Source organism: Hamadaea flava (genome assembly GCF_024172085.1).
GTDB lineage: Bacteria > Actinomycetota > Actinomycetes > Mycobacteriales > Micromonosporaceae > Hamadaea > Hamadaea flava.
The window spans coordinates 2,331,186-2,356,042 of sequence record NZ_JAMZDZ010000001.1 but is presented as its reverse complement, the minus strand read 5'-3'; the positions used below and the strand labels follow the sequence as shown (position 1 = coordinate 2,356,042).

Genomic DNA, 24,857 nt, shown 5'->3' with positions numbered 1-24,857 from the left:
CATCGTGCTGACGCTCGAGTTCACGGCCGGGGACGTCGCCCGGATCCGGTTCGCGTTGTCCTGTCTCTGGGAGGCCGCCTCCAGCTACCACGTGCTCCAGGCGCCGGAGCGCCACGTCATCCAACGGCCCTGGGTCGACCGGGTCCAGGCCCGCGTCGAGGCGGCGGGTCTCGGCCGCGGCAGCCTGCTGTCCGCGCTCATCCCGCCAGGCACGCGCTACATGCCCGACTTCCTGACCCCGCCCTCGGACTCGCTCGCCCCCAGCCTCGCCGACGAGCTGCAGATCCTGCTCGCCACTCCCCATGAAGTCGTACGCGCAGAGCTGGACCTGGTCGACTGGCCCCGCAACGCAGCGGCCCAAGCCCTGTATGACGACCCGGCGTCCGGGCTGCCCCGGCTGGCCGCCGAGCTGACGGTGTACTGGGACATCGCTCTGGCGGAGCACTGGCCCCGGATGAAGGCGCTCCTGGAGGCGGAGGTCTTCTACCGGGCCCGGCTGCTGGTCGAGGAGGGCGCAGCCGGGCTGCTCAACGGACTGCACGAGGCGGTCGGCTGGCAGGACGACACGCTGTCGGTCGCCCACAAGCTGTGCGGCGGCGAACTACCGCTGACCGGCAACGGTCTGCTCATCGTCCCGGCCGTCTTCGTCTGGCCCGCCGTGCGTACCGTCACGCCGTCCGAGAGCCCGCAGTTGGCGTACCCGGCGCGGGGGATCGCGACGCTGTGGGAGAGCGCCGCCCCGGCCCCGGCCGCGCTCGCCGCCGTCATCGGCCGCAGTCGCGCGCAACTGCTCGTGGAACTGGCCGCGCCACTGTCCACAACCGACTTAGCGCGGCGGACGGGCATGTCCGCCGGCGGTGTCTCCCAGCATCTCAGCGCGCTGCGAGCGGCCGGGCTCATCACCGCCCACCGTGCCGGTCACGCCGTCCTGAACATGCGTACGCCCGCAGCCGACACACTGCTGGCCGCGGGCGTCGCCTGACGACGTGTCAGTCGCAGTGGGCGTACCCACTGCTGGGGAGGCGATCGCGGTAGATCTCCTGCTCGTCGGCGGTGAACCCGGCGACCGCCAGGCTGAGGCAGCGATCGCCGTTGACAGCGGCGACGGCCTGATAGCGATACTGGTCCCAGTCGTTGCCGCACTCACCGGCGGCAGTGCAGATGTCCAGGTGCAGCGTCGTCGGCAACCCGCGATACTTGACCTTGACCAGCCGCGCGCAGGTGTCGGTGCCATCCCAGTACACGTAGGAGCGTGCGGCCAACTCCCCGTCGCGGGTGTCGTAGTGGCTGAACGAGTGAACGAGCCGGCCCGTGCAGCCGTAGCCCGCCGCGGCGGGATGGGCGTACGCCAGCAGCCCAGCGGCGGACAGAACGGCGGTCGCGGCGATGGCGGCGGTCCTCCGCAAGCGTCGCATGCGGTTTCCTCCTGATCGGTGGTCGATGAGTCGCCTCGATCCTTCCACCCGATTAGTCCGGAATGCGGCGGTTTGTGAAATCCTGCCGAACGGGGGAGTTCAGCAGCGTCGGTGAAGGGTGTTCCGGACTGGTCTTCGTTGTGGGTCGACGAAGGCGGGCGGGAGGAATTCGGGGAATCCGTCCGGTCGCATGCGGACTTCCCAGTACCCGTGGTGGATTTCGCGGTGATGAAAACCGCAGAGCATGACGGAGTTGGCCAGGCAGGTGGTTCCGCCGTCGGCCCAGGCTCGGATGTGGTGGCCGTGGCACCACTGGGGTGGCCGGTCACATCCCGGGAATGCGCATCCCTTGTCCCGCAGCACAAGTGCACGGCGCAGTGGCCCGTCGATGAGCCGCCGGGCACGGCCGACGTCGAGGACCTGTCCGTCGCCGCCGAGGACGGCGGGGATGATCATCGCGTCGCAGGCCAGCCGCCGCACCGTCTCCGGGGTGAGCAGGTCACCGGTGTCCAGCAAGCCTGCGCCGACCTTCGCCTGGAGGGCGTCCCAGGGCAGGGTGATCGTCAGGTGGGGTTTCTCGCCGCCGTTGTCCGGCAGCTCCCCGGCGTTCATGATCCGCTGGCACACCTCGACCAGCGCGTCGGCTCGTCGGGCGCCGGCCGAACGCAGATCCGGCTCACCCGCCAGCACCCGAGCTGCGATGTGATCGCCCTCGACCGCATCCGCTCCGCCCGCATGCACGCAGCCTCCGCCCGCGCAGCCCGCAACACCGCCACCGGCGCAGCCCGCGCCGCCACTAGCGCAGCCCGCACAGCCGCCAGCGCAGCCGGCACTGCCGCCAGCGGCTGGGCAATCGTTAGGGCAGCATGCGACACAGCCGCCCGAGGCGTCGGGCAGTGCGGCAGCCGCAGCCGTGGGCGCAGGCTTGCGTGGCCCGGACAACGGATCCAACGCGGTTCGCACGATCGCGGCCATCTCGGTATCGAGGACGCCGCGCACCCGGTATTCGCCTTCGCCATAGGGGATGAGGGTGAAGTCGCGCCGGTCGTAAGCCGACCGCTCAGCGCGTTCCAAGTCTTTGCGCAGGCGTTCTTCGGCGATCTCCGGCGCGACCAGCTCCAGGATCTGCGACCGATGGTTCTCCAACGTCTCCGGCCGCAACCGATCCTCAACCGCCAGCTGGGTCAGCGCCTGGTCGGCTTTCGCCTTGCCCACCTCGCCCACAGCGGACGGCAGGTCGTGCACGGTCTTGGCGATCACCCGGGCCTGCTCGACGTTGACCCGCCCCGCAGCAAGCGCCTCCTCCACGGCAGGCGTCTCAGGCAGCAACTGCGCGAGTTTGGTCCAGGCGACGGCGTCCCGATGCCGCATCGCCAGCAGATAGGTCAGCCAGTTCGCGGTGCCGGTCGCCCCTGCGGTGTACGGGATCTCGCGACTGTCCGCCGCGCCGATCAACGTCAGCAGCCGGGCCGACAACTGCTGGATCAGCACGTGAACCCGGCGGACTTCGTCGGTGACCTCGGCGTCCGAAAGTGTCCACAGGGGACCGGCGACCAGCTCGGCGACATCCGCCTCGACCTGCGCCAACACCCCGCCCATGGGATCAACGTTAGAACGAAGGTACGACACCTTCCAGGGGTCAAGGTCACGAGAATGTGCCACGATCCGCCGGGGACGCGGCGTCCACAACCGATGGCTGATCGGAGCCTATCCTCCTAGGAAGCCTTAGCGATGGAGGTCGCTCCGGCACTAGCCAAGCCGACGGCGCGAACGCGGCGGCGCCCGCGACCCGAAGGCCGCGGGCACCGCACTTATTCAGTTGGGTAGAGCTCGGACGGGGTCAGACGCCGCTGGGGCACGGCGGGTCGGACTGCAGCAGGAAGTCCTGCGTACGCACGATGCCGGCCTCGACCTTCACCGTGATCGCCTGCGGGATCCAGCCGTCCTTGGCGACGATCACCTGGTAGGTGCCCTTCGGCAGCCACCACGCGTATGCGCCCGAGGCGTCGGCGTGCAACGTGTAGCCGACGGTCGGGTCGCTGTTGAGGTTGAGCCGGATGACCGCCTTCACGCCGACGTGCGCGCCGGAGCACGACAGGCCGGCGACGGTGCCCGTGACCTTGCCCCAGGACGCCAACGGCGAGACGTTCATCTCGACGTCCACCGGCGAGATCGGGTAGGGCGTCTCCGCCCGCAGCCCGAACTGCGCGGTGTACTTGCCCGGCTGGTCCACGCCCGCCGCAGCGGTCGCCGTCAGGGTGACGGTGATGACGCGGGACTTACCCGCGGCCAGCGTGAAGGTGCTCGGCGTCTCGCTCAGCCACGGAACGTCCGAGGCCTCGTCACAGTCGCCGAGACCCGGCAGGGTCTCCGAGGTCTTGGAGCCCACGAAGGACGACGGCGAGCCGCCGATCTTGTAGAAGCCGCAGGCGCCGGCGCCACGGTAGACGGTGAACTGGGTGTTCGGGCCGTCCGACCAGGTGTTGGTGGCCGGGTCGTAGGTGACCGTCCGGTTGGTGATGGCGGTCGAACCGGCCGTCACACCACCGGCGAGCACGAACAGGCCGCCAGCGGCGGACCCGGCCGAGCCCCACAGGTCCAGCGGAGCGTCCGCGATCGGCGACCATCCGGTAGCCGGGTCGAGGGCGAAGCCGTTGGACCAGTCCGAGTCACCGGAACCACCGGCGCAGTAGATCTTCCCGCTGATGCCGCCGCAGGAGAGCCACGAGGCGTCCTGCGGGTACGCCGGACCGGCGCTGAAGGTGCCCGCCGCGGGGTCGAAGACCACCACGTTGTCGGTCGCGGTGCAGGAGCTGTCGCCGCAGCCGCCGACGACGTAGATCTTGCCGTTGGCGACGCCGACGCCGGCCGTGGCCCGCGCCGCCGGGTTGACGGCGCCAGAGACGGTGGACCAGGCCCCCGTCGCCGGGTCGAAGACGTCCACGGTGCTCACCGGGTCGCCGTCAGCCGTCCAGCCGCCGAGGACGTAGATCTTCCCGCCGGTCGCGGCGACCTGCGGCTTGGTCCGGCCGGTCGGCATGTTCGGCAGTGCCGTCCACGCGTTGGCGTCCGGGTCGTAGACGAAGGCCTTGTTCTCCAGGCCCGAGTCGACGCCGCCGCCGATCGAGTAGACCTTGCCGTTCAGCGTGGCCGCCGAGTTGTCGAAGACCTCGTCCGGGTAGTCGGCGATGGTCGACCAGGCCGCGTTCGGCGCGCTCGCGCGGGCCGGGGTGGCGGTCGACTTGACGCCGCGGAGCGAGGTGCTCGCCTTCTCGGTCAGCTTGATCGTCTGCAGGGCGGCACCCTGCTTGCTGAGGATCTGGAAGGTTCCCGACCGTTCGACGAGGTCGACCGTGGCCGTCGCCGATCCGGTGTTGGTCACCGTCACGCTGGTCTTGCGGACCGTGCCGTACGGCTGGAACGCCTGGATCGTGGTCGGCGTGACGGCCAGCCTCGGCGACTTCAGGGCGAAGTCGGCCTTCTTGTTGGCGTTGGCCACCACGGTCACCGACTTGTTGAGCGTGTTGTACGGGCTCTTCGAGGCGGTGAACGTGTGCGCTCCGGTGACGCTGGAGAACAGCCAGTAGTAGCCGTCGCCGACGGCCGGGTCGTCCGCCGTGGCCACCGAGGTCGCGGTCTCACCGGGAACGTCGTCGGAGACGACCTTCGCCCCGACCAGTCCGGCCGTGGTGTTGGCGTCGCTGACGAAGCCCGAGATCAGGCCACCGTCGGCCGCGGCGCAGCCACGGTCGACCAGCTGCACGTTGTCGACCGCCCACCACCAGGCGAAGGTGCCCTTGTAGTGGAACCGGATCTGCGCGGTGGCCGATCCGGCCAGGCCGGCCAGGGCCAGCTGCTCCACGCGCGGTCCGCGGGCCGCGGTGGTGGACTGGTGCAGGACGGTGGTCCAGGTGGCCCCGCCGTCGGTGCTGATGTCGACGTCGCCGAACGAGTTGCTGAACGCCCGGTAGTCGTTGTTGAACCGCAGGTAGGGCAGGTTGGTGCCGGACAGGTCCAGCAGCGGGGTCACCAGCGAGGTGTCCTCGGTCTTGCCCGAGCCCGCCTTGTCGCTGTCCATGATCGCGAAACCGCCGGTGCCACCGGTCAGGTTGCCGCGCTTGCCCGGGTCGTCGAACGCCCAGACCGGGTTGGTGCCCTGGTGGTTCACCACGGTCCAGCCGTCCGGGGTGGTGAAGTTGTCGAAGGACTCGCCCAGGATCGGGTCGCTGAAGTTGACCTTGTATCCGGGTGCGGTGCAGTCGCGGGCGACCGGCAGCGCGAGGTTGACGGTCTTCCCGGCGGCTCCCAGCGTCACCGCGGTGGTGGTCGCCTGGTAGCCCGGGATCTTCGACGTGGTGGTCAGCGAGTGGGTGGTGTTGCCCGGCAGGGTCACCGAGTACGCGCCCGTCGCCGGGTTGGTGAAGACCGGGTCGCGGCCGGGGATGTCGATCCGGGCGTACAGCGGCCAGCCGTGGCCCGAACCGTCGGTCACCTTGCCGCTGACGGTCACCATCGGCGCGGAGACGAGGGCGAAGTCCTGCGTCGCCGTGCCGTTCTCGGGCACGGCCACGGTGACCGTGCTGTCGTGGTAGCCGTACTTGGCGGCCGTCACCGACTGGTCGCCGGCCGCCAGGGTCAGCGAGTAGGAGCCGTCGGCCACCGTGGTGGCGGACCGGCCGCCCGACGAGACCGTGGCCGCTGCGAGGGGCGTACCAGAATCGTCGCGGACGACGCCCTTCACGACGCCGGACGGTCCGCGCGGAGCCAGGGTGACCGCCTGGTACGCGTCGAGCCGGCCTTCGCCGTAGACGTTGTTGTCGGCGGTGGTGCCGCCGCAACTGGTGTCGTTGACGTCCCGGCCGGACTGGTCGAGCAGCGTCCGGGTGGCTGCGACGTCACCGCGTAGGGCGGGGGAGGCGGACCACATGAGGGCCACCGTGCCCGAGACGTGCGGTGAGGCCATGGACGTGCCGCTGCCGGAGCCGTAGCCGCCGGGTACCGAGGAGCGGACGTTCACGCCGGGAGCGGCGATGTTGGGCTTGACCCCGCCGTCGATCGCGGACGCGCCGCGGCCGGAGAACGAGGCGATGGTGCCGCTGCTGTCGTACGCGCCGGCCGAGTAGACCTGCGGGTTGTCGCCGGGGGAGCCGGCGCTGCCGCAGGAGGGGCCGTCGTTGCCGTTGGAGAACGCCGGGAAGATGCCGGCTGCGATCCACGCGTCGACGGTCGGCCCGTACCACGGGTCGCCCGGGTCGCCGCCCCACGAGTTGTTGACGACGTCCGGGTGGAGGTCGGGCCGGGGGTTGGCGCCGTTGAGGTCGGTCGGGGCGAGCACCCACTGACCGGCCGCCAGCAGCGACGAGTCGGAGCAGGTGTTGACCTCGCAGCCCTTGGCGGCGATCCACTTGGCGTCGGGGGCGACGCCGATGATGTTGGCGCCCTCGCCGCCCACCATGGTGCCCATGGTGTGCGTGCCGTGGTTGTTGTTGTCGCAGGGGGCCGGGGTGGAGCAGATGCCCGCCGGGTCGAACCAGTTGTAGTTGTGGTCGAACGTGCCGCCGCCCAGGTTGCCGCGGTACTTGTCGACCAGCGCCGGGTGGGTGTACTGCACGCCGCTGTCGATGTTGGCCACGACGATGCCCGCACCGCGGTCGGCGTACGCGCTCCAGACCTCGTTGGCCCGGATGTTGGCGATGTTCCATTCGACGGCGTCCACGGTGGCTTCGACCTGTCCGGCGGTCGGCTTCTCCAGCGTGTGGGCGCGGTTGGGTTCGATCGACGCGACGCCGTCGACCTTCGCGAGTTCCTCGGCGAGCGCCTTGTCGCCGTGGACGTAGATCGCGTTGACGATCCAGTACGGCTTGTAGGCGATCTTCCGCTCGTCGAGCAGTGCCCGGACGTCCTTCTGCGAGTCGTCGGCGGTCGCCTTCAACTCGGTGTAGACCTGCTCGGCCCGCTGGGTGCGGGGCAGCGACTTGGCCGGGCTCAGGTCGGCCTTGTCACGCAGGTAGACGAGGAAGTCGGTGGACTCCGAGGTGATCTCGCCGCTGATCGACGCACTGGGTGCGGCGGCCGCGGGAGTGGCCAGGACCGGTATCAGCCCGACCGTTAAAAGGGTTCCAGCCAGCGCCGCGAGCAGCGCCTTAGGCCGGAACCTTCTGGGTGATGACATGAATCCTCCCCGATCAAGCGCAGGCCGGGTTCTCCGGCCGCCGGTCGGGCTCGAGCCCGGCGGGCGCGCGCATGGGTCTAATGATCTTTGTGGACGATGGCGGCCATCAATGCCTTCTGTCGGTCAACTCTCTGGCGGCTTTCCGGCGAAAGGCGGACTTACCGTCGGGTTGGGGTTGACATCATCGCCACATTGGACTTGCCTGAAAGCTTCTCGACTGCCGCCTGGGGAGGAATCACATGGTCGTCGGGGATAGGGCATTGATCGTCTGCGTTTCCGCGGACGTCGCGGTCCGGGAGCGCCTGATGAGGCAGCTCGATCCGGGCGGCGTCGTGCTGCTGTGCGCGGACTTGGACGAGTTGCGGGAGATCCTGTTCCCGGTGAACGACCTGATGCTGTCCGGCGGGCCGCCGGACGGGCTCCTGGTCGACCAGGTCGGCTTCAAAGCGACATGGCGCGGCCGGACGCTGCCGCTGACGCGGCTCGAACTGCGGATGCTGGGCTGCCTCGCGGAGCGCTCGCAGGAGGTGTGGACCTATCAGGCGCTGTTCACCGCGGTGTGGGACAGCGTCTATTTAGGAGACAGCGCCATTCTGCACTCGGCGATGAAACGGCTGCGGGGCAAGCTTCGCGCGACGGCGGACGGTCTGGAGGTCGAGACGGTGCGCGGAATCGGCTACCGCCTCGCAGTGCGCGCGTGATCATCGCGCCGGCGATGCTGTTTCGACGGACAATTCGCAGCGGGAGGCAGCATGGCCGGCGCGATCATGTCAGGGTCCAGAGCTGGATCTCGGTGCCGTCGGGGGTCGAGGTGAGCCATTGGCCTGCCCCCGCCGGGCGGGGCGGGCCGGCGATCGGGACCGGGTACGCGACCTGATCGCGTACGGACATCGTGGCGGGGTCGATGAGCCAGTGCCGGGGCTCGGGCGATTCCGCCTCGGTGCCGACGATCGCGGTGTCGTCGAAGGGGAATGCGCCGTCGTAGTCCCAGCGGACGCGGTCGCCGTCGACGCTGCGTACGGCGTCGTCGGCGGCCAGCCGGCCGAGTTCGGCCGTGTCGGCGGTGCGGCGAAGGTAGAGCGACCACTGCCCGGGATCGGTGGCGAGCAGCCGGTCGCCGGCCGGGCTGGCCGAGAGCAGGACTTCCTCGTCGAGCCGGACGACGGTGAGGTGGCGGCCGTCCCAGTGGCCCCAGAACGCGGGCGATTCCTCGTCGCCCTCGCCGACGGTCAAGCCCATGTACGCCGGGTCCGGCGGAGGAGTGTGGAACGAGGAGCCGACGGTGTCGGTGGCGTATCGGGCGAGGACGGCGCCGTCGGCGGGGTCGAGGACGAGCCACTCCTCCTGCGCCTCGTCGCCGGGATGGTTGCGGATGTGCGCCCACAGCGTCGACCCGTCGGCGGCGTACGCGGCGGAGCCTTTGTCGGCATGGCGGTGATCGTGGTCGTCGGCGTACTCGGAATATGAGGTGTGGTTCTGCGCGCACTCGGCGGCCGACCAGCACCCGTGCCGCAGTTCCCAGCGCACCGCGCCGGTCGCGTCCACCGCCCGCAGCGCGTGCACGCCCGAGAAGACCACGACGTCGCCGTCGGGGGACAGGGTCAGAGTGCCGAAGTCCCGGGGCCACGGCGCGGGGAACCGGGTCTCCAGGCCGGACCGGAGATCGCGTACGCCGACCTCGGTGTCCCCGCGCTCGACCAGCCACCGATCCCGCACAAAGGGCGCGTCGCCGAGCGGGGTCGGGACGGTCGCGACAGCCACTGCGTTGATCACCCGACCGACCTTACCCAGCGCAGACGGCGTCGATCCATCGAGGCGTGCCAGATTTGATTAACTCTATTTACCAATCTGTCAACATACTTTAAAGTGCCACGCAAGCGGAGGCCCGGCGGGCCTCCTGGACAGCGAGGAGAGCAACGTGCGAAGACTCATCGTCCTCCCGCTCCTGGCGGTGGGGGCTCTCATCGGCTCCCTGGTCGTGGCGGTGAGCCCGGCCAACGCCCACGGTTACGTCTCGTCGCCGCTGAGCCGCCAGGCGATGTGCGCGCAGGGCCGGGTTTCGGCGTCCACCTGTGGCGACATCATCTACGAGCCGCAGAGCGTCGAGGCTCCCAAGGGCTCGCTCCAGTGCAACGGCGGCGGCACCCGGTTCGCCGTCCTGAACGACAACAGCGTCAACTGGCCCACCACGTCGGTCGGCGGCACGGTGACGTTCACCTGGACGTTCACCGCGTTCCACCGCACCACCGACTTCGAGTACTTCGTGGGCAACACCCGGATCGCGGTGTTCAGCGGCAACAACTCCGCACCTCCGCAGGGGCTGACCCACTCGTTCAGCCTCGGTGGGCGTACCGGACGGGTCACCGTGCTCGCCCGGTGGAACATCGCCGACACGATCAACGCGTTCTACTCCTGTGTGGACCTTCAGGTCGGCGGTGGCGGCACGTCCAGCCCGTCCCCGTCGCCGAGCGTGACGCGCACGTCGTCGCCGTCGCCGTCGCCCACCACCGCCTCGCCGAGCCCGACCGCCACGTCGGGCAGCACCACGTGGGCGGCCGGGAAGGCGTACAAGATCGGTGACGTCGTGACCTACAACGGCGTCAGCTACCGCTGCATCCAGGCCCACACCGCCCTCGTCGGCTGGGAACCCCCGAGCACCCCCGCCCTCTGGAGCAAGGTGTAGTGAACGCACGCACCCTCGGTCGCAGTCTCGGCATGCTTGCCGGGGCTGCGACCGCCCTCGTCCTGGCGCTGTCCGGCTGTGGCAGCGCCCCGTCGGCCCCGGCCGCGAACACCTCGTTCAACGACGCCGACGTGATGTTCCTGCAGATGATGGTCGCTTACCACACGCCCGCCGAGAAGCTGACCGCGCTGGCCGCCCAGCGGGCGAGCCGGTCGGAGGTCAAGCAGCTCGCCGCGGCGATCTCGGTCACCGAGGCGGATGAGCAGAAGAAGGTCATGGCCTGGCTGCAGGAGTGGAACCAGCCCACCGAACCGGCCACCGACAAGGTCCTGCACGCCGACCACGGCGGGCTGCCCGGCGACGGCAAGACCGAGGTGGCGACGCTGACGAAGGCGCCGGCCGACAAGTTCGACAAGGAGTTCCTCACGATGCTGATCGGCCAGCAGCACGGCGTCGTCGAAGCCGCGCGGGCGGAGACCGCCGGCGGGGTCAACACGGAGGTGAAAGCACTCGCCCAAAGGGTCACCGACTCCCGGCGCGCGCAGGTGGCGTACATGCTGACGCTGGCGCAATGACGTGACGCGGGCGACGCCCACCTGGTGGGCTGATCCAACTGGTGAGACAGCGACTGCCGATCTTCGGGACGACCTCGGTAGGCTGTCTGCCATGAAGATCGGCATCGTGGGCGCGACCGGCCAGGTGGGCGGCGTCATGCGCCGCATCCTCGCGGAGCGCAAGTTCCCCGTCGACCAGCTCCGGCTCTTCGCCTCCGCCCGCTCGGCCGGCAAGAAGCTGCCCTGGGCCGACGGCGAGATCGTCGTCGAGGACGCCGCGACCGCCGACTACACCGGTCTGGACATCGTCCTGTTCTCGGCCGGCAAGACCACCTCGCTCGCGCTGGCGCCCAAGGTCGCCGAGGTCGGCGCCGTAGTCATCGACAACTCGTCCGGCTGGCGCATGGACCCGCAGGTCCCGCTGGTCGTCTCCGAGGTCAACCCGCACGCGGCCCTCGACCGGCCCAAGGGCATCATCGCCAACCCCAACTGCACCACCATGGCCGCCATGCCCGTGCTCAAGCCGCTCCACGTCGAGGCCGGGCTGATCAGCCTGGTCACCGCGACCTACCAGGCCGTGTCCGGCTCCGGCTTGGAGGGGGTCGCCGAGCTCGACCAACAGGTACGCGCAGTGGCCGAACGCGCGACGGAACTGGCCCACGACGGCGCGGCCGTGCAGTTCCCGGCGCCGCAGAAGTATGTGCGGCCGATCGCCTTCAACGTGCTGCCCTACGCCGGCGCGCTCGTCGACGACGGGCTGAACGAGACCGACGAGGAACAGAAGCTGCGCAACGAGAGCCGCAAGATCCTGGAGATCCCGGACCTGTTGGTCTCCGGCACCTGCGTACGCGTGCCGGTGTTCACCGGGCACTCGCTGCAGGTGCACGCCCGGTTCGCCCGGCCGCTGTCGCCCCAGCGGGCGCAGGAGCTGCTGGCCGACGCCCCCGGCGTGGTGCTCACCGACGTGCCGACCCCGTTGCAGGCCGCCGGCCAGGACCCGACCTTCGTCGGCCGGATCCGCGCCGACGAGACCGTCCCGCACGGGCTGGCCCTCTTCTGCTCCAGCGACAACCTGCGCAAGGGCGCGGCGCTCAACGCCGTGCAGATCGCCGAGCTGGTCGCGGCCGAGTCCCGCTGACGATGCGGGTCGTCATCGACCGCGGCGAGGTACGCGAACTGCTGACCCGGCATCCGGGCCGGCACCTGCTGGCGATCGGTGACCTCGACGACGCGTTCTGGCCGCACACGCGGTTCATCCACGGGTGGGGCCAGACGCTGTTGCTCTACAGCGGATTGCAGACCCCGGTCGTGCTCGCCGTCGCCGATCCGCCGACGGAATCGATGGGGTCGCTCGTCACGTCGTTCCTGAGGGAACTGCCCGACCGGTTCTACGGCCATCTGTCCGAGGAGGCCGCCGAGGCGCTGCGTCCGCACTTCACTCTCGACGTGCACGGCGTCCTCGCGTACATGTCGGTGAAACCGGCGACGGTGCCCGAACCGCGAGAGCCGATCGTGACGATCGGGACCGCGGACCTGGCGGAGATCCAAGCCTTGCAGCAGGCCGCGAACCCCGACGGCGGGTTCTTCGAGCCGCAGATGCTGCACGCCGGACCCTACCTGGGGATCCGGCGTGACGGCGAGCTGGTCGCGATGGCCGGTACGCACACCTGGTCGGCCGCGGAGAAGGTCGCGGTGCTGGGCAACATCGCCACGCACCCGGCGCACCGGCGGCGGGGCCTGGCCGGCGCCGTCACCGCAGCCCTGTGCGCGCGACTCAGCGGGGCGGTCGACGTCGTCGGGCTGACCGTGGACGTCGACAACACCCCGGCGATCCGTTGCTACACCAGGCTGGGGTTCACCGAGGACGTACGCGTCATCGGTGCCCGCTGCGCGCGGAACTAGCCGCAGCAGCCTCCGCCACAGCAACCCCCGCCGCCGCCAGCCCGCTGGGGCGAGCCGACCTTGACCACGTTGGCGGTGGTGAGCAGCTTGACCGTGTCCTCGTGCCCCTCCGGGCAGGCGGCGGGTTGCGACGCCTCGCTCATCGGGCGCTCGACCTCGAACGTGTCGCCGCAGGCGCGGCAGCGGAATTCATACCGGGGCATGCCGGCAGTCTACTGCCGCCTTCGCCCCACCCTGCCCGTCCCTTTCCCGTCCCTTTCCGCGCGATCATGAACTAGTGGTCGTGATCGACCGGCGTGTCGTGTCCACGGCACCCTGATCGTTTCCCGCCGGGACTGATCACCTTGCCGAGCCGGACGCGGCACGTGATCACGTCGCGGTGATCAGGGGCGACGGGCCAGGAGGCAGGAGCGGTGGCTCTGGTGCTCGGTGCCCGGGTGCGGGGCCCGGTCGAACCGGCCGACCAGCTCGAACCCGGCCTGCGTCAGCGCGGCCGTCTCCGCGGCCGGGTCGAGATAGTGGAAGGTCAGCTCGACCTCGTGGTCCCACCAGTCGGTGACGGTCTTGCGGCCGCCCATCCGGGTGCTCGCGTCCTCGACGTGGAAGGCGACCATCGCCAGCCCACCGGGCTGCAGCACCCGGGCGAACTCGGCGTACGCCGCGGCGCGGGCCGCCGGGTCGAGATGGATGACGGCGTAGAGGCAGACGACGCCGGCGATCGCGCCGGAGCGGATCGGCAGCGCCGTCATGTCGGCCGTCGCGAAGGGGAGCGACGTGGTCCGCCGAGCGACCGCGCCCATGCCGGTCGACAGGTCCAGCCCGAAGACGTCGAGCCCCCACCCGGCCAAGTACGCCGTCACGTGCCCCGGCCCGCAGCCGACGTCGAGCACCGGCCCGCCGGCGGCCTGCTCGGCGAACGCGCCCAGGAGCGCCCGATCCCACGGCTTGGCCAGCAACTCGTCGTCGATCTCGGCGGCGTACCGGTCCGCGACGATGTCGTAGCTGCGGCGGGTGTTCATCGGATCATGCTCCCAGACGCGCGTGCCGGGTCATGCGGCGCTGCCGAGGCGTGGGAACGGCTCCAGGGAGAACACGACCTCGACCGGCACCTCGAAGTACTGCGCGATCCGCAGTGCCAGGTGCAGGCTGGGCCGGAACTCGCCGCGTTCCAGGTAGCCGACCGTCTGATAGTGGATGCCGAGCGCGTCGGCCAGTTCCCGCCGCGTGATGCCCCGCTCGGCGCGCAGCATCGCGATGCGGTCGTAGACGACCTCGCTCGGCTTGTCTGCATTGGTCATGAACTCACCGCGTACGCTGCATCGCCCGGGTCCGGCGGGCCTCGACGGCCGAGCCGGATTCGCGGCGGGCCATGCGGCGCAGCACGATCGGGGCCACGATCAGCCCGAACGCCGCCCAGGCGCCGAGTACGCCGACCGTCTCCAGATGCCGCCACGAACCGCCGAACTCCACCGCCGCCATGCTGTCGGGCAGCAGTGCCGAGCGCATGCCCAGGCCCAGCCAATAGATCGGGAAGACCTGCGCGATCCACTGCAGCCACGTCGGGAAGTTGGTGATCGGGTAGAAGATCCCGGAGGTCGCGATCAGCCCCATGATCGGCAGCATGATCAGTCCCATGTTCTGCGGGTTGGACAACATCGAGCCGAAGATCGCGCCGATGGGCATCGTCGCCACCAGGCCCAGGAGCACCACCCAGAGCAGGGTGAACCAGGTGTGCCAGCCCGACAGGGACAGCCCGTCGAGCAGGAACGCCGCCGGGATCAGCTGGATCGCCAGGCTCAGCAGGGTGATGCCGGTGACCGTGACGATCTTGCCGACCAGGTAGCCGAACATGCCGTTCGGCACCGCCTTCGCCCGCAGCAGCGTGCCGTCCTCACGTTCGATCGTCAGCGCCGCGGCGATCGTCACCAGACCGCCGAACGCGATGCCCATGCCGAGCGCGCTGGGCAGCGTACGCGAGCCGAGCGAGAAACTCGTGCCGGGCACGGTCGCGTCACGCATGAAGAACATCGTGATGAGCAGCGCGAACGCCGGGAAGAAGTAGGTCCACAGATCCTGCGGAGTCATGAAGGTGTGCTTCAGCTCGATCCGGCCGCGGGCCACCCCGGCCTTCACGGCGCTCAACAACGTGGTGTTCATGCGGCGACCTTCTCGAAGGCGGAGGGGACGGTGACGGCCTGCCCCGACTCTTGCGCCAGGACCAGTGCCATGTAGGTGTCTTCCAGGCTGGCCCGGCGTACCTCGAGGTGGGTGACGGCCGCGCCGTGCTGGTCCAGCAGCTTGTGCACGAACGCGGTCGCGTCCTCGGCCGAGTGGACGAACCGCTCGCCGTCGACGCTCCAGCGGATCTCGGCGGCGCTCGGGATGCGGCGGGCCAGCTCGTCAGCCGATCCGTCGGCGATGATCGTGCCGCCCGCCAGGATCAGGATCCGGTCGGCGAGCTTCTCGGCTTCGTCCAGGTCGTGGGTGGTCAGTAGGATCGTGGTCTGATCGATGTCGGCCAGCCGGTGCACCAGCTCGTGGAACTCGCGGCGCGCCTGCGGGTCGAAACCGGCCGTCGGCTCGTCGAGGAACAGCAACTCGGGCCGGCCGACGATGCCGATCGCCACGTCGAGGCGGCGGCGCTGCCCGCCGGACAGCTGCGAGACCTTCTTGTGCGCGTGCTCGGTCAGGCCGACGGTCGCGATCAGCTCGTCGGTGTCCCAGGCCCGGCGATTCGCCGTCGCGTACGCGGTGTAGTACATCCGCAGGTGCGCAAGGAGTTCTCGCACCTTCCACTTGCCGTGATCGCGCCAGCTTTGCAGCACGATGCCGAGCCGGGCGCGCCAGTCCTCGTCGCCCCGGGCCGGGTCGACGCCGAGGATGCTGACGTCGCCGGCGGACCGCATCCGGAAGCCTTCGAGGATCTCGATCGTGGTGGTCTTGCCCGCGCCGTTCGGCCCGAGCAGGGCGATGACCTCGCCGGGCTGGGCGGTGAAGGTCACCCCCCGCAGGACGTCGGTCGTCCCGTAACGCATCCGGAGGTCGGTGACCTCCAGGGCGTACTGCGAATCGGTCACAGTTCCGCCTCCCCATCTGATGTCTGCGACCGAAGATAGCACTTATGCTACATCTGGCGGCAAGACTGTTATGAGCCCGACAGTCGCGTGTGCTCCGTGCTCAGCAGGGGTTGCTGACGGAGCCCGACTTGGTCAGCGTTCCGCCGCCGCTGAGGCGTACGGTCACGGACCAGGACACGACCGAATCGGTCAGCTCAGGATTGTCACCGAGGTTGGGCGGCAACTCGCCGGAGAAGGACGTGCCGCTGCCCGACAGCGAATAGCTGCCGCTACCGCCGACGTGGGAGTCGTAGCCGTGCGTGCCGGTGGCGGAGGTGCCGCTGCCGTTGGCCACGGTCACGGAGACGGCGATCGTCCAGCCATGTCCCTCCTGCCAGACGCACTTGCCCCGGGCATACACGCTGATGCTCGGCTTGGGCGTCGTGGTCGTGGGCTTCGTGCTGGCTTTCGTGGGCCGAGGGCTGGTCGGCGGCGTCGGCTTGCGGGTCGAGGAAGGTCGGACCGTGGGCGACGGAATGGGGCTCGCGGACGTCGCCACGGCCGTCGGCGACGGCGACGCTTGGCTGGGCGTCGTCGACGGGCTCGCGACCGGCACCGGCTCGATCGGCGGCTCCGTGTTGCGCGTGGTCTTGTCCTGCGACGCGGCCAGGACCCCGGCGGCGACCGCGGTCGCCAGGAGGGCGATCCCGACGGCCGGCATCCAGCGGCGGCGCTCCGGCGGCGACCACGAGCCGGCGATCCGCCGCGGAACGGCACCGATTTTTCGCGGGACGCCAGTGAGCTTCTGCGGGACGGCGCCGATCTTTCGCGGGACCGCACTGAGCTTTTGCGGCACGGCGCTCAGGCGCTGGCCGGCGGCAGTGGCGAGGGCGGCGGTCGCTGCCACGGCCCGACGGGGTTTCCCGTCGGAAGCCGCATCCTCGGCGGCGACCGGCGTCTCGGCGGCAGTCTCCGTCGGCTTTGCGCTGGGCTCGGCTGCGGCGTGCCGTCCGGTATCGGCTGCGCCTGGTGGCTTGGCAGGCGACGTCGGCTTCTGGCGCGGCTTGGCCGTAGGGTCGGCCGACGCAGCGGGCTGCCGCCCGACGATGGGCCCGGCGGCTACGGCGGGCGCTTGGGGCGCGGCAGTCTCCGCCGGCTTGGCGCTGGGCTCCGATGGCGCGCTGGGCGGCGGCTCGGCGGACGGCGCCGCGGCCTTCACGGGCGCCGCGTCGTCCGGTGCAGAATCGGCTGCGGCGGGTTCGGCGGCCGCCGGGTTGACTGCTGCGGCGTCGGCCGTGGCGCGGTTGCGGCGAGCAGCGGCGATCTTGCGGCCTGCTCCGGTGAAGAGCCCGGCCATCCACCGGCCGAAGGTCTCCATCGGCGTGAGCCGGGGCGCGGCCGGTGCGGGCGGCGGCTCGGGGGCCACCGGCGGCGCGGGCCGGGCGGGTTGGGGCAGTAGGGCTCCGCAGGACGGGTTGACGCAGTAGGAGCCGCCTGTCGGGTCCGGCATCCCGCAGGCTTCACAGACGATCATGTGCACCCTCTCAGTACGCGTGACTCCGCGACGTCAGGCGGTCCGCCCAAGCGCCTGCCCCGACTCGGTCTCCGGCGCCTTGCGCGTACGCGCGACGGTCGCGGCCCGGTCGTCGGTGCTGCGGGAGTGGGCGCGCGCGCCGCCGGACGGGCGCACCTCGGTGGTGCCGTCGCCGTCGGGGTCGACGATGCGCGGCTTGGCTTGTGGCTTCTTCTTCTCCTCGGGCAGCACCGGGCGTCCCTTGCGGCCGGCGAGCGCTCCGCCACCGCCGCCGGTCGCCGGTGCTCCACCGCCCATGGGCGGCATGATCGGGGTCCCGCCGGGGTTCGCGGCAGCCGCCGACCGGCCGGACAGGGCGGAGGTGCCGAGTCCTGTGGTGGCCGTCCCGCTCACGCCGCTGCGGCCGAGCATGTCGACGGAACCCCCAGTGGACAGTGCGGATCCTGTGCCGCTGCTGCCGAACGCGCCGGAGCCGCCACCGCTTCCGCCGCCGAGGCTGCCCAGCGAGCCGACGTTGCCCAGCGAACCGATCACGGACGGAATGGACCCCAGCCCTGCGACTGCGGCCGACCCAGCTGCGGCAGCGTCCTGGAGTTGTTTCTGCATCGCCTCGATCTGCTGCTGGGCATCCTGTTGGCTCTGGCTGATCGACTCCTGAGCCTTGTCGAGCTGATCCTGAGCCTGCTGCTGGGTCTGCTGCAGGGCGTCCTGGGCCTGCTTCTGCTGATCCTGCATCTGTTTCTGCAATGTGTCGATCTGGCGTTGCGCCTGCTCCTGCAGCTTCTTGATCTGCTTGTCGTACGCATCCCGCAGATCCTGGTTCTGCTGCTGAAGCTGCTTGATGGCCGCCTCGTACTGCTTGCGTGGGTCCCCGCCGCCGGTCTTCACCCCGGTGCTGGTCGGTACGCCGCCGCCGGTGCGCCGTACGGGTACGTCGGTCTTGGTCTCGACGAACGGCGTCTCGACTTTCGCTCCAGTCGCGGGGATACCCGGGTACATCGTCGGGGCCTGCCAGTTGGCGGCCTGGACGAGGCTGACCGCCAGCGGCAGGACCACGTTGAGCGCGCGAGTGTCGAACTCCAGGAGGAGTGCTGCTCGCTGGAGATTGTCGACCTGGATCCAGGGGACCACCATGTGCCCGTTCTCGCTGTCGGCTTCCAGATCGACGGTCTCCGGCAGTGCCTTGGCCTTGAGGTAGTCCGGGTACGACAGCCGGATGGCTCCTTGAGCTGTCTCCAGCTGGTCGGCCTTCTGCGCGATCTGTTCGGCCCGATGCAGCGCGGAGATGTGCCAGGTATTGATCGATCGCATCGACTCCAGCACCCGGGTGTGGAAGCCTTTGCTGGCCGGTCCGGTCCAGCCGCCGAGGTTCTTCTCCGTGCCGTTGCGCAGATCGTGGCTGGCGGTGATGAGCAGGTCCCGGATGTGGTGCCAGAGCCGAGCGACCTGGTGAAGATAGTCCGGGCTCTCGGCGTTCAGGATGGTGTAAACGCGCTGGAATACATCGCCGGGCTCGTCGCCGTCGTGGGTCCACTGAGTCGGCGTGACGCCGTCGGTCGGCGGGATGCTGTAGTAGTCGGTGTCGTCGGTGCCGCTGCGCTTCAAATCCCAGCCCCGGGTGTCGTACGGCAGGCCGGAGGCGGTGGTGGCCATCGCCTTGGCGGCGTCGTGGTCGGCCGCCCGGACATCCTTGGGTGCTTGGAGGATCTTCGACGAGGTGGCGTCCGCTGTCCGGTACTCGGCGTACACCTTGATGGCGGTCTCGCCGAATCCGGTCAGTCCGCTCGCGGCCTCACCAGCGAACTTTCCGAGGTCGCCGCTTTGGATGCGAACGCGACTCCGGAAGAACTCCAGCTCGCTGAAGGCCACTCCGTCCTTGGCCGGGGCCGCCTTGGCGCTCGCGAACGCGGCGACGGCCTTGGCCAGTTCGTTGGCGCTGGCCGGCAGCATCGTCGTGGCCCGGCTCGACGTCAGCTTCTTCTGGAACTCGCCGAAGCCGGCCATGTTCTCGACCCGGATGTCTTTGTGGGTGAGACCCCAATGATCGGTCATGACCGCTCCTCCCCGCTGCGGACGACACCCAGAGTAGCGAATGGACGGTCGAGCGTCACTCCACCTCCGACAGAGCACATTGGATCAACCGGGCGCCTTCGCGCCGCGTGACCAGCCAGCCTCGGCCGGGCGGCAGCGGGCCGAGTTTGACGTTGCCCAGCAGCGGGCCGTCGTCCCGGTTGCCCGACAGCACCACGCCGGGCGAGGCCAGGTCGCGTATCCGGCTGAGCACCGGATCGTAGAACGCGCGCTGGGCGCCGCCGCTGCGCCGGGCGACGATGACGTGCAGGCCGACCTCGCGCGCCTGGCTGAGGTACTCGTGCAGGACATGGACCGGGTTGCGGTCGGTGGCGACCAGGTCGTAGTCGTCGATCAGCAGGTAGAGGTCGCTGCCGCGCCACCAGTCGCGGGCGCGTAGCTGCTCCGGGGTGACATCGGGACCGGGCAGCCGCTCCTTCATCACCCCGGCGGCGTCGGCCAGGATGCCGCGGGTGAGGTCCGCCGAGGTCCCGTACGCGAGAAGGTGGCTCTCGGGCAGCCGGCCGAGCAGCGAACGCCGGTAGTCGACGGCGATGATCTTCGCCTCGTCGGGCCGGTGCCGTCGGGCGATGGCGTGTGCGATGGTCACCAGCAGGTTGGACTTGCCGGACTCGGTGTCGCCGAAGATCAGCATGTGCGAGTCGCCGCCGGTGAGGTCCACGTACGCGGGGAGCAGGTCCCGTTCGGCCACGCCGAGCGCGATGCCTGGCAGTTCGGGGCCCTGGGCGAGGTCGGTCGCGGGGAACCGGTCGGGCAGCAGGCGTACCGGGGGCGCGGCCGGGCCGGTCCAGGCTTGGCGTACCGCGTCGACGAGGTTCTGGGTGCCGTCGGCGAGGTCGTCGGCGGTCGGCCGGCCGTCGATGCGGGGCAACGCCGTCAGGCACTGGTACGCGTCCGGCGTGATGCCCCGGCCCGGTGACCGTTCGGGGACGTTGGCCGCCGAGCGCCGGTTCACCCCGGAGTCGCCGGGATCGGCGAGCCGCAGTTCGAGCTTGGTCCCGAAGCTGTCGCGTACGCCGCCGCGCACGTCGAACCAGCGGGCCGCCGACGCGACGACGTGCACGCCGTACGACAGGCCGCGGTTGGCGATGTCGACGACCTGCTGCTCCACGTCCTCGAACTCGTTGCGCAGGGTCAGCCAGCCGTCGACGACGAGGAAGACGTCGCCGTGCTCCTGGTCGGCGAAGTCCCCGGCGGCACGGCGGCGGCGGAAGGTCGCCATCGAGTCGATCTCGTGCTCCAGGAAGTACTTCTCCCGCTGGTTGAGCACGCCGAGCACCTCGGCGACCGTCCGGCGTACCTGGTTGACGTCCTGGCGCGGGGCGACCCCGCCCACGTGCGGCAGTCGTCGGATCGCGGCGAGTGTGCCGCCGCCGAAGTCGAGGCAGTAGAGCTGCGCCTCGCGGGGCGTGTGGGTGAGCGCGATCGCGGCGATCAGCGTACGCAGCAGGGTGCTCTTGCCCGACTGGGGACCGCCGATGACGATCACGTGGCCGTAGCCGCCGGACAGGTCCAGCTGCAGCAGATCCCGGCGCTGCTCGAACGGTTTGTCCACGAGCGACAGTGGAATCACGAGGTTGCCGTGCAGCCCGGGATCGGCGACCGTGAGCCCCCGTTCGGGATCCGTACGCAGATCGCCGAGCAGCTGATCCAGCGACGGTGACTCGTCCAGCGGCGGCAGCCACACCTGATGGGCGGGCGAGCCCCGGCCGTGCAGGCGTTGGGTGAGCACGTCGAGCAGGGTCGGGCCGGTGGGCGCGGCGTCGAACTCGTCGGCCGGTGAGGCTTCCGGCCTGGTCTCCGTGTCGTCGGCGGCGTCGGCCGGAGCCACGTACATCGAGCTGAACACGTGCACCCGGGCGTCGCCTTCGACCGCGGTGAGCTGGTCGGCCGAGCGATACTGCCCGGACACGTACGCCGCGCGGAAGCGGCTCAGCGGATCGGTGCCGTACTTGAGATAGCCGTGCCCGGGCGCCCGGGGCAGCTCGTAAGCGTCGGTGACGCCGAGGACCGCCCGGCTTTCGGCCGGGGAGAAGGTCCGCAGCCCGACCCGGTAGGACAGATGCGTGTCGAGGCCACGCAGCCGGCCTTCTTCGAGCCGTTGGCTGGCCAGCAGCAGGTGGATGCCGAGCGACCGGCCGACGCGTCCGATCTGGACGAACATGTCGATGAAGTCGGGCTTGGCCGACAGCAGCTCGGAGAACTCGTCGCAGACGACGAACAGGCTCGGCAGGGGATCGAGCGGCGCGCCCGCGAGCCGGGCGCGTTCGTAGTCGCGCTGGGAGACGTAGTTCCCGGCGGCCCGCAGCAGCTCCTGGCGGCGTACGAGTTCACCGTTGATCGCGTCGGTCATCCGGTCGACCAGCGGAAGCTCGTCGGCCAGGTTCGTGATCACGGCGCTGGTGTGCGGCAGGAGATCGAGCTTGGTGAAGGTCGCGCCGCCCTTGTAGTCCACCAGGACGAAGTTCAGGATCTCCGGCGGGTGCATGACGGCGAGCGCGAGGACCAGCGTACGCAGCAGCTCGGACTTGCCGGAACCGGTCGCGCCGATGAGCAGCCCGTGCGGTCCCATGCCGTCCTGCGCCGACTCCTTGAGGTCCAGCTCCAGCCGTTCGCCGTCCGGGCCGATGCCGATCGGCACCCGCAGCCGCTCCCGGGTGGGCCGGGGCGCCCAGGTGACCTGCGGATCGAACGCCGCCGGGTCGCCGATCCCGAGCAGGTCGGCCAGGCCGTGCTCGGCGTTCATGGCCCGATCCGACGCCGCCGAGGTCGCCGGGCGCATCGCCGACAGCTGCTGGGCCAGCGCCTCAGCCGCCATCAGGCCCAGCTCGTCGACCTGGCCGAGCGGGCGCTCGCCGTCGAAGGTGCGCGCGGACAGCGCGCCGTCCTCGTCGATCTGGACGACCAGGGTGGCGCGGTCGAGGTTGCGCGGCGGCTCGGTGGACAGGTCGAGCACCGTGACGCCCTCGACGCCGGCCTCGGCGGTCAGGTGGTCCGACCCGGCCGTGTCGCCGCCGTCCACCACGAAGAGCAGGTGCGGGCCGTCGTGCTGCGAGTCACCGGCGTTGGGGTCGAAGCGCGGGCGACCGGTCAGGTGCTCCTCCAGCATCGCCTCCAGCGCGACGATGCTGGGCGCCATGAGACGGAGCGAACCCAGCGCGTCCACGGAGGTCGGATGCTGGGCGTGCGGCAGCCACTTCGCCCACTCCCACTGCGGCCGCGCCGAGCCGCCGACGCACACGCTTACGAGCAGGTCGTCGGGGGAGTGGAAGGTGACCGCCTGGGCCAGCATCGCCCTTACCATCGCCCGGCCCCGGGCGGCGTCGCCGCGCACGTAGACCCGGCCGAACCCGTTCAGCGCCAGCACGACCGGCAGATCGGGCAGCTCGGTGTAGGTGCGCAGGAAGCGGCGCAGCGCGGCGGCGGCCACCGGCTCGGCCTTCTCCGGCGGCGTCTCCGGGCTGGGGATCAGCTTGGTCGCCAGCTCGCGCGGCCCGAGTCCGATGCGGACCAGGCAGTAGTCCAGGTCGACCCGGCGGCGTTCCCAGAGCCGGGCGGAGTCCGCGAGCGTCCACAGTCCACCGGGTGCCGGATGCCGGTAGTACTCGGCCGATCGCTGTCTGCGCGCGGTGACCCGCACCGAGCGGCGGCAGGCGTCCAGATTCCACAGATACTCGCGCCGGGCGGCGTGCATCTGTTGCTTGGTCTGCCCGCTGCCGTACAGCGACACCTGCATCAGCACCATGCCGAGCGCCGAGACGCCGAACAATCCGCCGGTCAGGTAGGCCAGCGGGCGGTTGCTCTGACCGGCGAAGATCAGCGCGACCGCCGCCGACCCGGCGAGCATCGGCAGCACCATCAGCGCGCGCGTCCAGCCGCCGCCGGTCGGCGCCGGAACCGCCGGCACCTCCTCCAGCACGATCTCCCCGCTCGGATACGCCGGCGCGGGCCGACGCGCCGGGCGCCGTCGTACAACCGTCGTCATAGGACCTCCCCGTGGCGAAGCTTGCCCTACGATGATTCGCCATGGTGCAGGCGGCGAGTCTCGGGCTGACGCGGATCGTACTTCTGAGCCCGCAGCGCCGGGTAGATCTCGCGATCCCGGATTACCTTCCCCTGGTCGGTTTGCAGGCCACGTTGCTGCGACACGGCGGCCTCGACCTGGCCGACGAGGGTATCGCGCATCACGGCTGGGTGTTGCGCAAAATGGACGGAACTTTGCTCGACCCGGCCAAGTCGCTGGCCGCGCAGAGCATTGTGGATGGTGACACGCTGCTGCTTTCGCCGCAGGATCAGCAGTGGCCGGAGCCGGAGTTCGACGACCTCGCCGACGCCGCGGCGCACGAGGCGCGGTCGCTCGGCGCGAGCTGGTCGGCCCGGCATACGACGGCCACCGGCACGGCCGCGATGGGCCTGCTGATCGGACTGGCGCTGATCGGCGTGCTGCGGTCCGGCCCGCCTTGGCCCACGCCCGGCGCGTGCCTGCTCGGGTCCGCGGTCCTGCTGCTCGGCGGCGCGATCCTCGCGAACCGGGTCTCCGCCGGCCGCTCACCGTCCATGGTGCTCGTGCTGTCCGCCTATGTGTACGCCGTGAGCGGCTCGACGGTGCTGGTGACCGACTCGACGACCCCCGGGCGAGCGCAGTTGCTCGTCGCGTCGTCGACGGTGGCGCTGACGGCCGTCCTGGGCCTGCTCCTGCTGCGGAACCTGCAGACGGTGCACGTGGCGCTGCTGACCGCCGGGCTCGCCGGAGCGGCCGGAGCCCTGCTCGCGATGGCGAGCACCCCCGCGACGGGTGCGGCCGTCGTGACCGCGGTCGGGTTGCTCGTGTCGCCGTGGCTGCCCCGGCTCGCGGCCGGGCAGGCGGGTCTGCCCGGCCCGATGGTGCCCCGGCCGTCCACAGAGACGCCGGTCGACGAGCCGCTGCCGAACCCGGCCGAGATCGCCCGGCTGGTCCGGCGCAGCGACCGGCTGCTGACCGGGCTGCTGTGGGGGTTCGCGGCGGCGGTGATCGGCGGCGCGGCGATCCTGGCGACTCGGGACGACCTGTCGGCGCGGCTGCTCGCCGGGGCGGCCGTCGTGGTGATCGCGCTGCGGGCGCGGGCGTTCGCCGCCGTACGCCATCGGCTGCCTCTGCTGCTGGGCGCGGCGACGGGGACGGCCGTCCTGGCCTGGCTGCTGTGGCACGGCGTGCTCGCCGAGACGCGTACGCGCATCGTGGCGCCGGTGTTGATCGGGATGCTGCTGGGGGCGGCCGGGGCGGTCGGGCTCGCCCGGACGGTCGCCCGGAAACCCGCCCCGCCGGGGGTGAGCCGGCTGGGCGACATCGCCGAGACCGTGCTGATCATCGCCGGTGCGGTGCTCGCCGCCGCGGTGGCCGGGGTCTTCGGATTCGCGCGAGGCATCGGTGGCTGACCGCACCCCGGACCGTCCGGTGAACGTCCAGGCTG

The 24,857-nt window shown here is 70.6% G+C and carries 19 protein-coding genes; 7 read left to right on the top strand and 12 right to left on the bottom strand.

Annotation, left to right across the window (positions count from 1 at the left end):
* The first annotated feature begins 4 nt into the window (after window positions 1-4).
* Window positions 5-982, top strand: a complete 978-nt coding sequence (locus tag HDA40_RS11060) for an ArsR/SmtB family transcription factor (RefSeq protein ID WP_253754663.1) — start codon at window positions 5-7, stop codon at window positions 980-982.
* Between the two features lie 7 nt (window positions 983-989).
* On the opposite strand, the gene HDA40_RS11055 is transcribed toward HDA40_RS11060, so the two are convergent.
* The 3 genes from HDA40_RS11055 to HDA40_RS11045 form a co-directional block, all read right to left on the bottom strand.
* A complete protein-coding gene (locus tag HDA40_RS11055) occupies window positions 990-1,415 on the bottom strand; it encodes a hypothetical protein (RefSeq protein ID WP_253754661.1) in 426 nt (141 codons plus the stop codon).
* Between the two features lie 99 nt (window positions 1,416-1,514).
* Window positions 1,515-3,014 (bottom strand): HNH endonuclease signature motif containing protein, encoded by a 1,500-nt coding sequence (locus HDA40_RS11050; RefSeq protein ID WP_253754659.1) that lies wholly within the window; start codon window positions 3,012-3,014, stop codon window positions 1,515-1,517.
* 241 nt (window positions 3,015-3,255) lie between these two features.
* Complete coding sequence (locus HDA40_RS11045) at window positions 3,256-7,587, bottom strand: S8 family serine peptidase (protein ID WP_253754657.1); 4,332 nt, start codon at window positions 7,585-7,587, stop codon at window positions 3,256-3,258.
* Window positions 7,588-7,826: 239 nt separating this feature from the next.
* Between HDA40_RS11045 and HDA40_RS11040 the strand changes: the two genes are divergently transcribed.
* Complete coding sequence (locus HDA40_RS11040; RefSeq protein ID WP_372502854.1) at window positions 7,827-8,288, top strand: winged helix-turn-helix domain-containing protein; 462 nt, start codon at window positions 7,827-7,829, stop codon at window positions 8,286-8,288.
* A gap of 64 nt (window positions 8,289-8,352) precedes the next feature.
* Here HDA40_RS11040 and HDA40_RS11035 read toward each other — a convergent pair whose 3' ends face one another.
* Window positions 8,353-9,360 carry a hypothetical protein gene (locus tag HDA40_RS11035; protein ID WP_253754653.1) on the bottom strand — a complete coding sequence of 336 codons (1,008 nt, stop codon included), beginning with the start codon at window positions 9,358-9,360 and terminating at the stop codon, window positions 8,353-8,355.
* 145 nt (window positions 9,361-9,505) lie between these two features.
* Between HDA40_RS11035 and HDA40_RS11030 the strand changes: the two genes are divergently transcribed.
* The 4 genes from HDA40_RS11030 (at window position 9,506) to HDA40_RS11015 (ending at window position 12,726) form a co-directional block, all read left to right on the top strand.
* A complete protein-coding gene (locus HDA40_RS11030; RefSeq protein ID WP_253754651.1) occupies window positions 9,506-10,270 on the top strand; it encodes a lytic polysaccharide monooxygenase in 765 nt (254 codons plus the stop codon).
* Window positions 10,270-10,845, top strand: coding sequence for a DUF305 domain-containing protein (locus HDA40_RS11025; protein WP_253754648.1), 576 nt, complete (start codon window positions 10,270-10,272; stop codon window positions 10,843-10,845). The genes HDA40_RS11030 and HDA40_RS11025 overlap by 1 nt, the downstream gene beginning before the upstream one ends.
* Window positions 10,846-10,936: 91 nt before the next feature.
* Entirely contained in the window at window positions 10,937-11,962 is a 1,026-nt protein-coding gene (locus tag HDA40_RS11020; protein WP_253754646.1) for an aspartate-semialdehyde dehydrogenase, read from the top strand.
* Between the two features lie 2 nt (window positions 11,963-11,964).
* On the top strand, window positions 11,965-12,726 hold the full coding sequence (locus HDA40_RS11015; protein WP_253754644.1) for a GNAT family N-acetyltransferase: 762 nt from the start codon (window positions 11,965-11,967) through the stop codon (window positions 12,724-12,726).
* Here HDA40_RS11015 and HDA40_RS11010 read toward each other — a convergent pair.
* From HDA40_RS11010 to eccCa, 8 genes are all read right to left on the bottom strand, one after another.
* Complete coding sequence (locus HDA40_RS11010) at window positions 12,723-12,929, bottom strand: FmdB family zinc ribbon protein (RefSeq protein WP_253754642.1); 207 nt, start codon at window positions 12,927-12,929, stop codon at window positions 12,723-12,725. The genes HDA40_RS11015 and HDA40_RS11010 overlap by 4 nt on opposite strands.
* Window positions 12,930-13,109: 180 nt before the next feature.
* Entirely contained in the window at window positions 13,110-13,745 is a 636-nt protein-coding gene (locus tag HDA40_RS11005) for a class I SAM-dependent methyltransferase (RefSeq protein WP_253754640.1), read from the bottom strand.
* A 30-nt stretch (window positions 13,746-13,775) separates the two neighbouring features.
* Window positions 13,776-14,024, bottom strand: coding sequence for a helix-turn-helix transcriptional regulator (locus HDA40_RS11000; protein ID WP_253754638.1), 249 nt, complete (start codon window positions 14,022-14,024; stop codon window positions 13,776-13,778).
* A 4-nt stretch (window positions 14,025-14,028) separates the two neighbouring features.
* On the bottom strand, window positions 14,029-14,883 hold the full coding sequence (locus HDA40_RS10995; protein WP_253754636.1) for an ABC transporter permease: 855 nt from the start codon (window positions 14,881-14,883) through the stop codon (window positions 14,029-14,031).
* Window positions 14,880-15,761: an ABC transporter ATP-binding protein gene (locus HDA40_RS10990; RefSeq protein ID WP_253763603.1), complete on the bottom strand. Its 882-nt coding sequence runs from the start codon at window positions 15,759-15,761 to the stop codon at window positions 14,880-14,882. The genes HDA40_RS10995 and HDA40_RS10990 overlap by 4 nt, the downstream gene beginning before the upstream one ends.
* 142 nt (window positions 15,762-15,903) lie before the next feature.
* Window positions 15,904-17,292 carry a hypothetical protein gene (locus HDA40_RS10985; protein WP_253754634.1) on the bottom strand — a complete coding sequence of 463 codons (1,389 nt, stop codon included), beginning with the start codon at window positions 17,290-17,292 and terminating at the stop codon, window positions 15,904-15,906.
* 57 nt (window positions 17,293-17,349) lie between these two features.
* Window positions 17,350-19,368: a hypothetical protein gene (locus tag HDA40_RS10980; protein ID WP_253754632.1), complete on the bottom strand. Its 2,019-nt coding sequence runs from the start codon at window positions 19,366-19,368 to the stop codon at window positions 17,350-17,352.
* A 55-nt stretch (window positions 19,369-19,423) separates the two neighbouring features.
* Window positions 19,424-23,392, bottom strand: a complete 3,969-nt coding sequence (eccCa, locus tag HDA40_RS10975) for a type VII secretion protein EccCa (protein ID WP_253754630.1) — start codon at window positions 23,390-23,392, stop codon at window positions 19,424-19,426.
* A gap of 41 nt (window positions 23,393-23,433) precedes the next feature.
* Here eccCa and eccD point away from each other — a divergent pair, with 41 nt between their 5' ends.
* On the top strand, window positions 23,434-24,822 hold the full coding sequence (eccD, locus tag HDA40_RS10970) for a type VII secretion integral membrane protein EccD (RefSeq protein ID WP_253754627.1): 1,389 nt from the start codon (window positions 23,434-23,436) through the stop codon (window positions 24,820-24,822).
* Window positions 24,823-24,857 lie beyond the last annotated feature (35 nt).

What these genes read in the sequence shown, in the direction of transcription:
- HDA40_RS11055 (WP_253754661.1), bottom strand. Translation starts at nt 1,415, where the DNA reads ATGCGACGCTTGCGGAGGACCGCCGCCATCGCCGCGACCGCCGTTCTG.
- HDA40_RS11050 (WP_253754659.1), bottom strand. Translation starts at nt 3,014, where the DNA reads ATGGGCGGGGTGTTGGCGCAGGTCGAGGCGGATGTCGCCGAGCTGGTC.
- HDA40_RS11045 (WP_253754657.1), bottom strand. Translation starts at nt 7,587, where the DNA reads ATGTCATCACCCAGAAGGTTCCGGCCTAAGGCGCTGCTCGCGGCGCTG.
- HDA40_RS11040 (WP_372502854.1), top strand. Translation starts at nt 7,827, where the DNA reads ATGGTCGTCGGGGATAGGGCATTGATCGTCTGCGTTTCCGCGGACGTC.
- HDA40_RS11020 (WP_253754646.1), top strand. Translation starts at nt 10,937, where the DNA reads ATGAAGATCGGCATCGTGGGCGCGACCGGCCAGGTGGGCGGCGTCATG.
- HDA40_RS11015 (WP_253754644.1), top strand. Translation starts at nt 11,965, where the DNA reads ATGCGGGTCGTCATCGACCGCGGCGAGGTACGCGAACTGCTGACCCGG.
- HDA40_RS11010 (WP_253754642.1), bottom strand. Translation starts at nt 12,929, where the DNA reads ATGCCCCGGTATGAATTCCGCTGCCGCGCCTGCGGCGACACGTTCGAG.
- HDA40_RS11005 (WP_253754640.1), bottom strand. Translation starts at nt 13,745, where the DNA reads ATGAACACCCGCCGCAGCTACGACATCGTCGCGGACCGGTACGCCGCC.
- HDA40_RS11000 (WP_253754638.1), bottom strand. Translation starts at nt 14,024, where the DNA reads ATGACCAATGCAGACAAGCCGAGCGAGGTCGTCTACGACCGCATCGCG.
- HDA40_RS10995 (WP_253754636.1), bottom strand. Translation starts at nt 14,883, where the DNA reads ATGAACACCACGTTGTTGAGCGCCGTGAAGGCCGGGGTGGCCCGCGGC.
- HDA40_RS10990 (WP_253763603.1), bottom strand. Translation starts at nt 15,761, where the DNA reads ATGCGTTACGGGACGACCGACGTCCTGCGGGGGGTGACCTTCACCGCC.
- HDA40_RS10985 (WP_253754634.1), bottom strand. Translation starts at nt 17,292, where the DNA reads ATGCCGGACCCGACAGGCGGCTCCTACTGCGTCAACCCGTCCTGCGGA.
- HDA40_RS10980 (WP_253754632.1), bottom strand. Translation starts at nt 19,368, where the DNA reads ATGACCGATCATTGGGGTCTCACCCACAAAGACATCCGGGTCGAGAAC.
- eccCa (WP_253754630.1), bottom strand. Translation starts at nt 23,392, where the DNA reads ATGACGACGGTTGTACGACGGCGCCCGGCGCGTCGGCCCGCGCCGGCG.
- eccD (WP_253754627.1), top strand. Translation starts at nt 23,434, where the DNA reads ATGGTGCAGGCGGCGAGTCTCGGGCTGACGCGGATCGTACTTCTGAGC.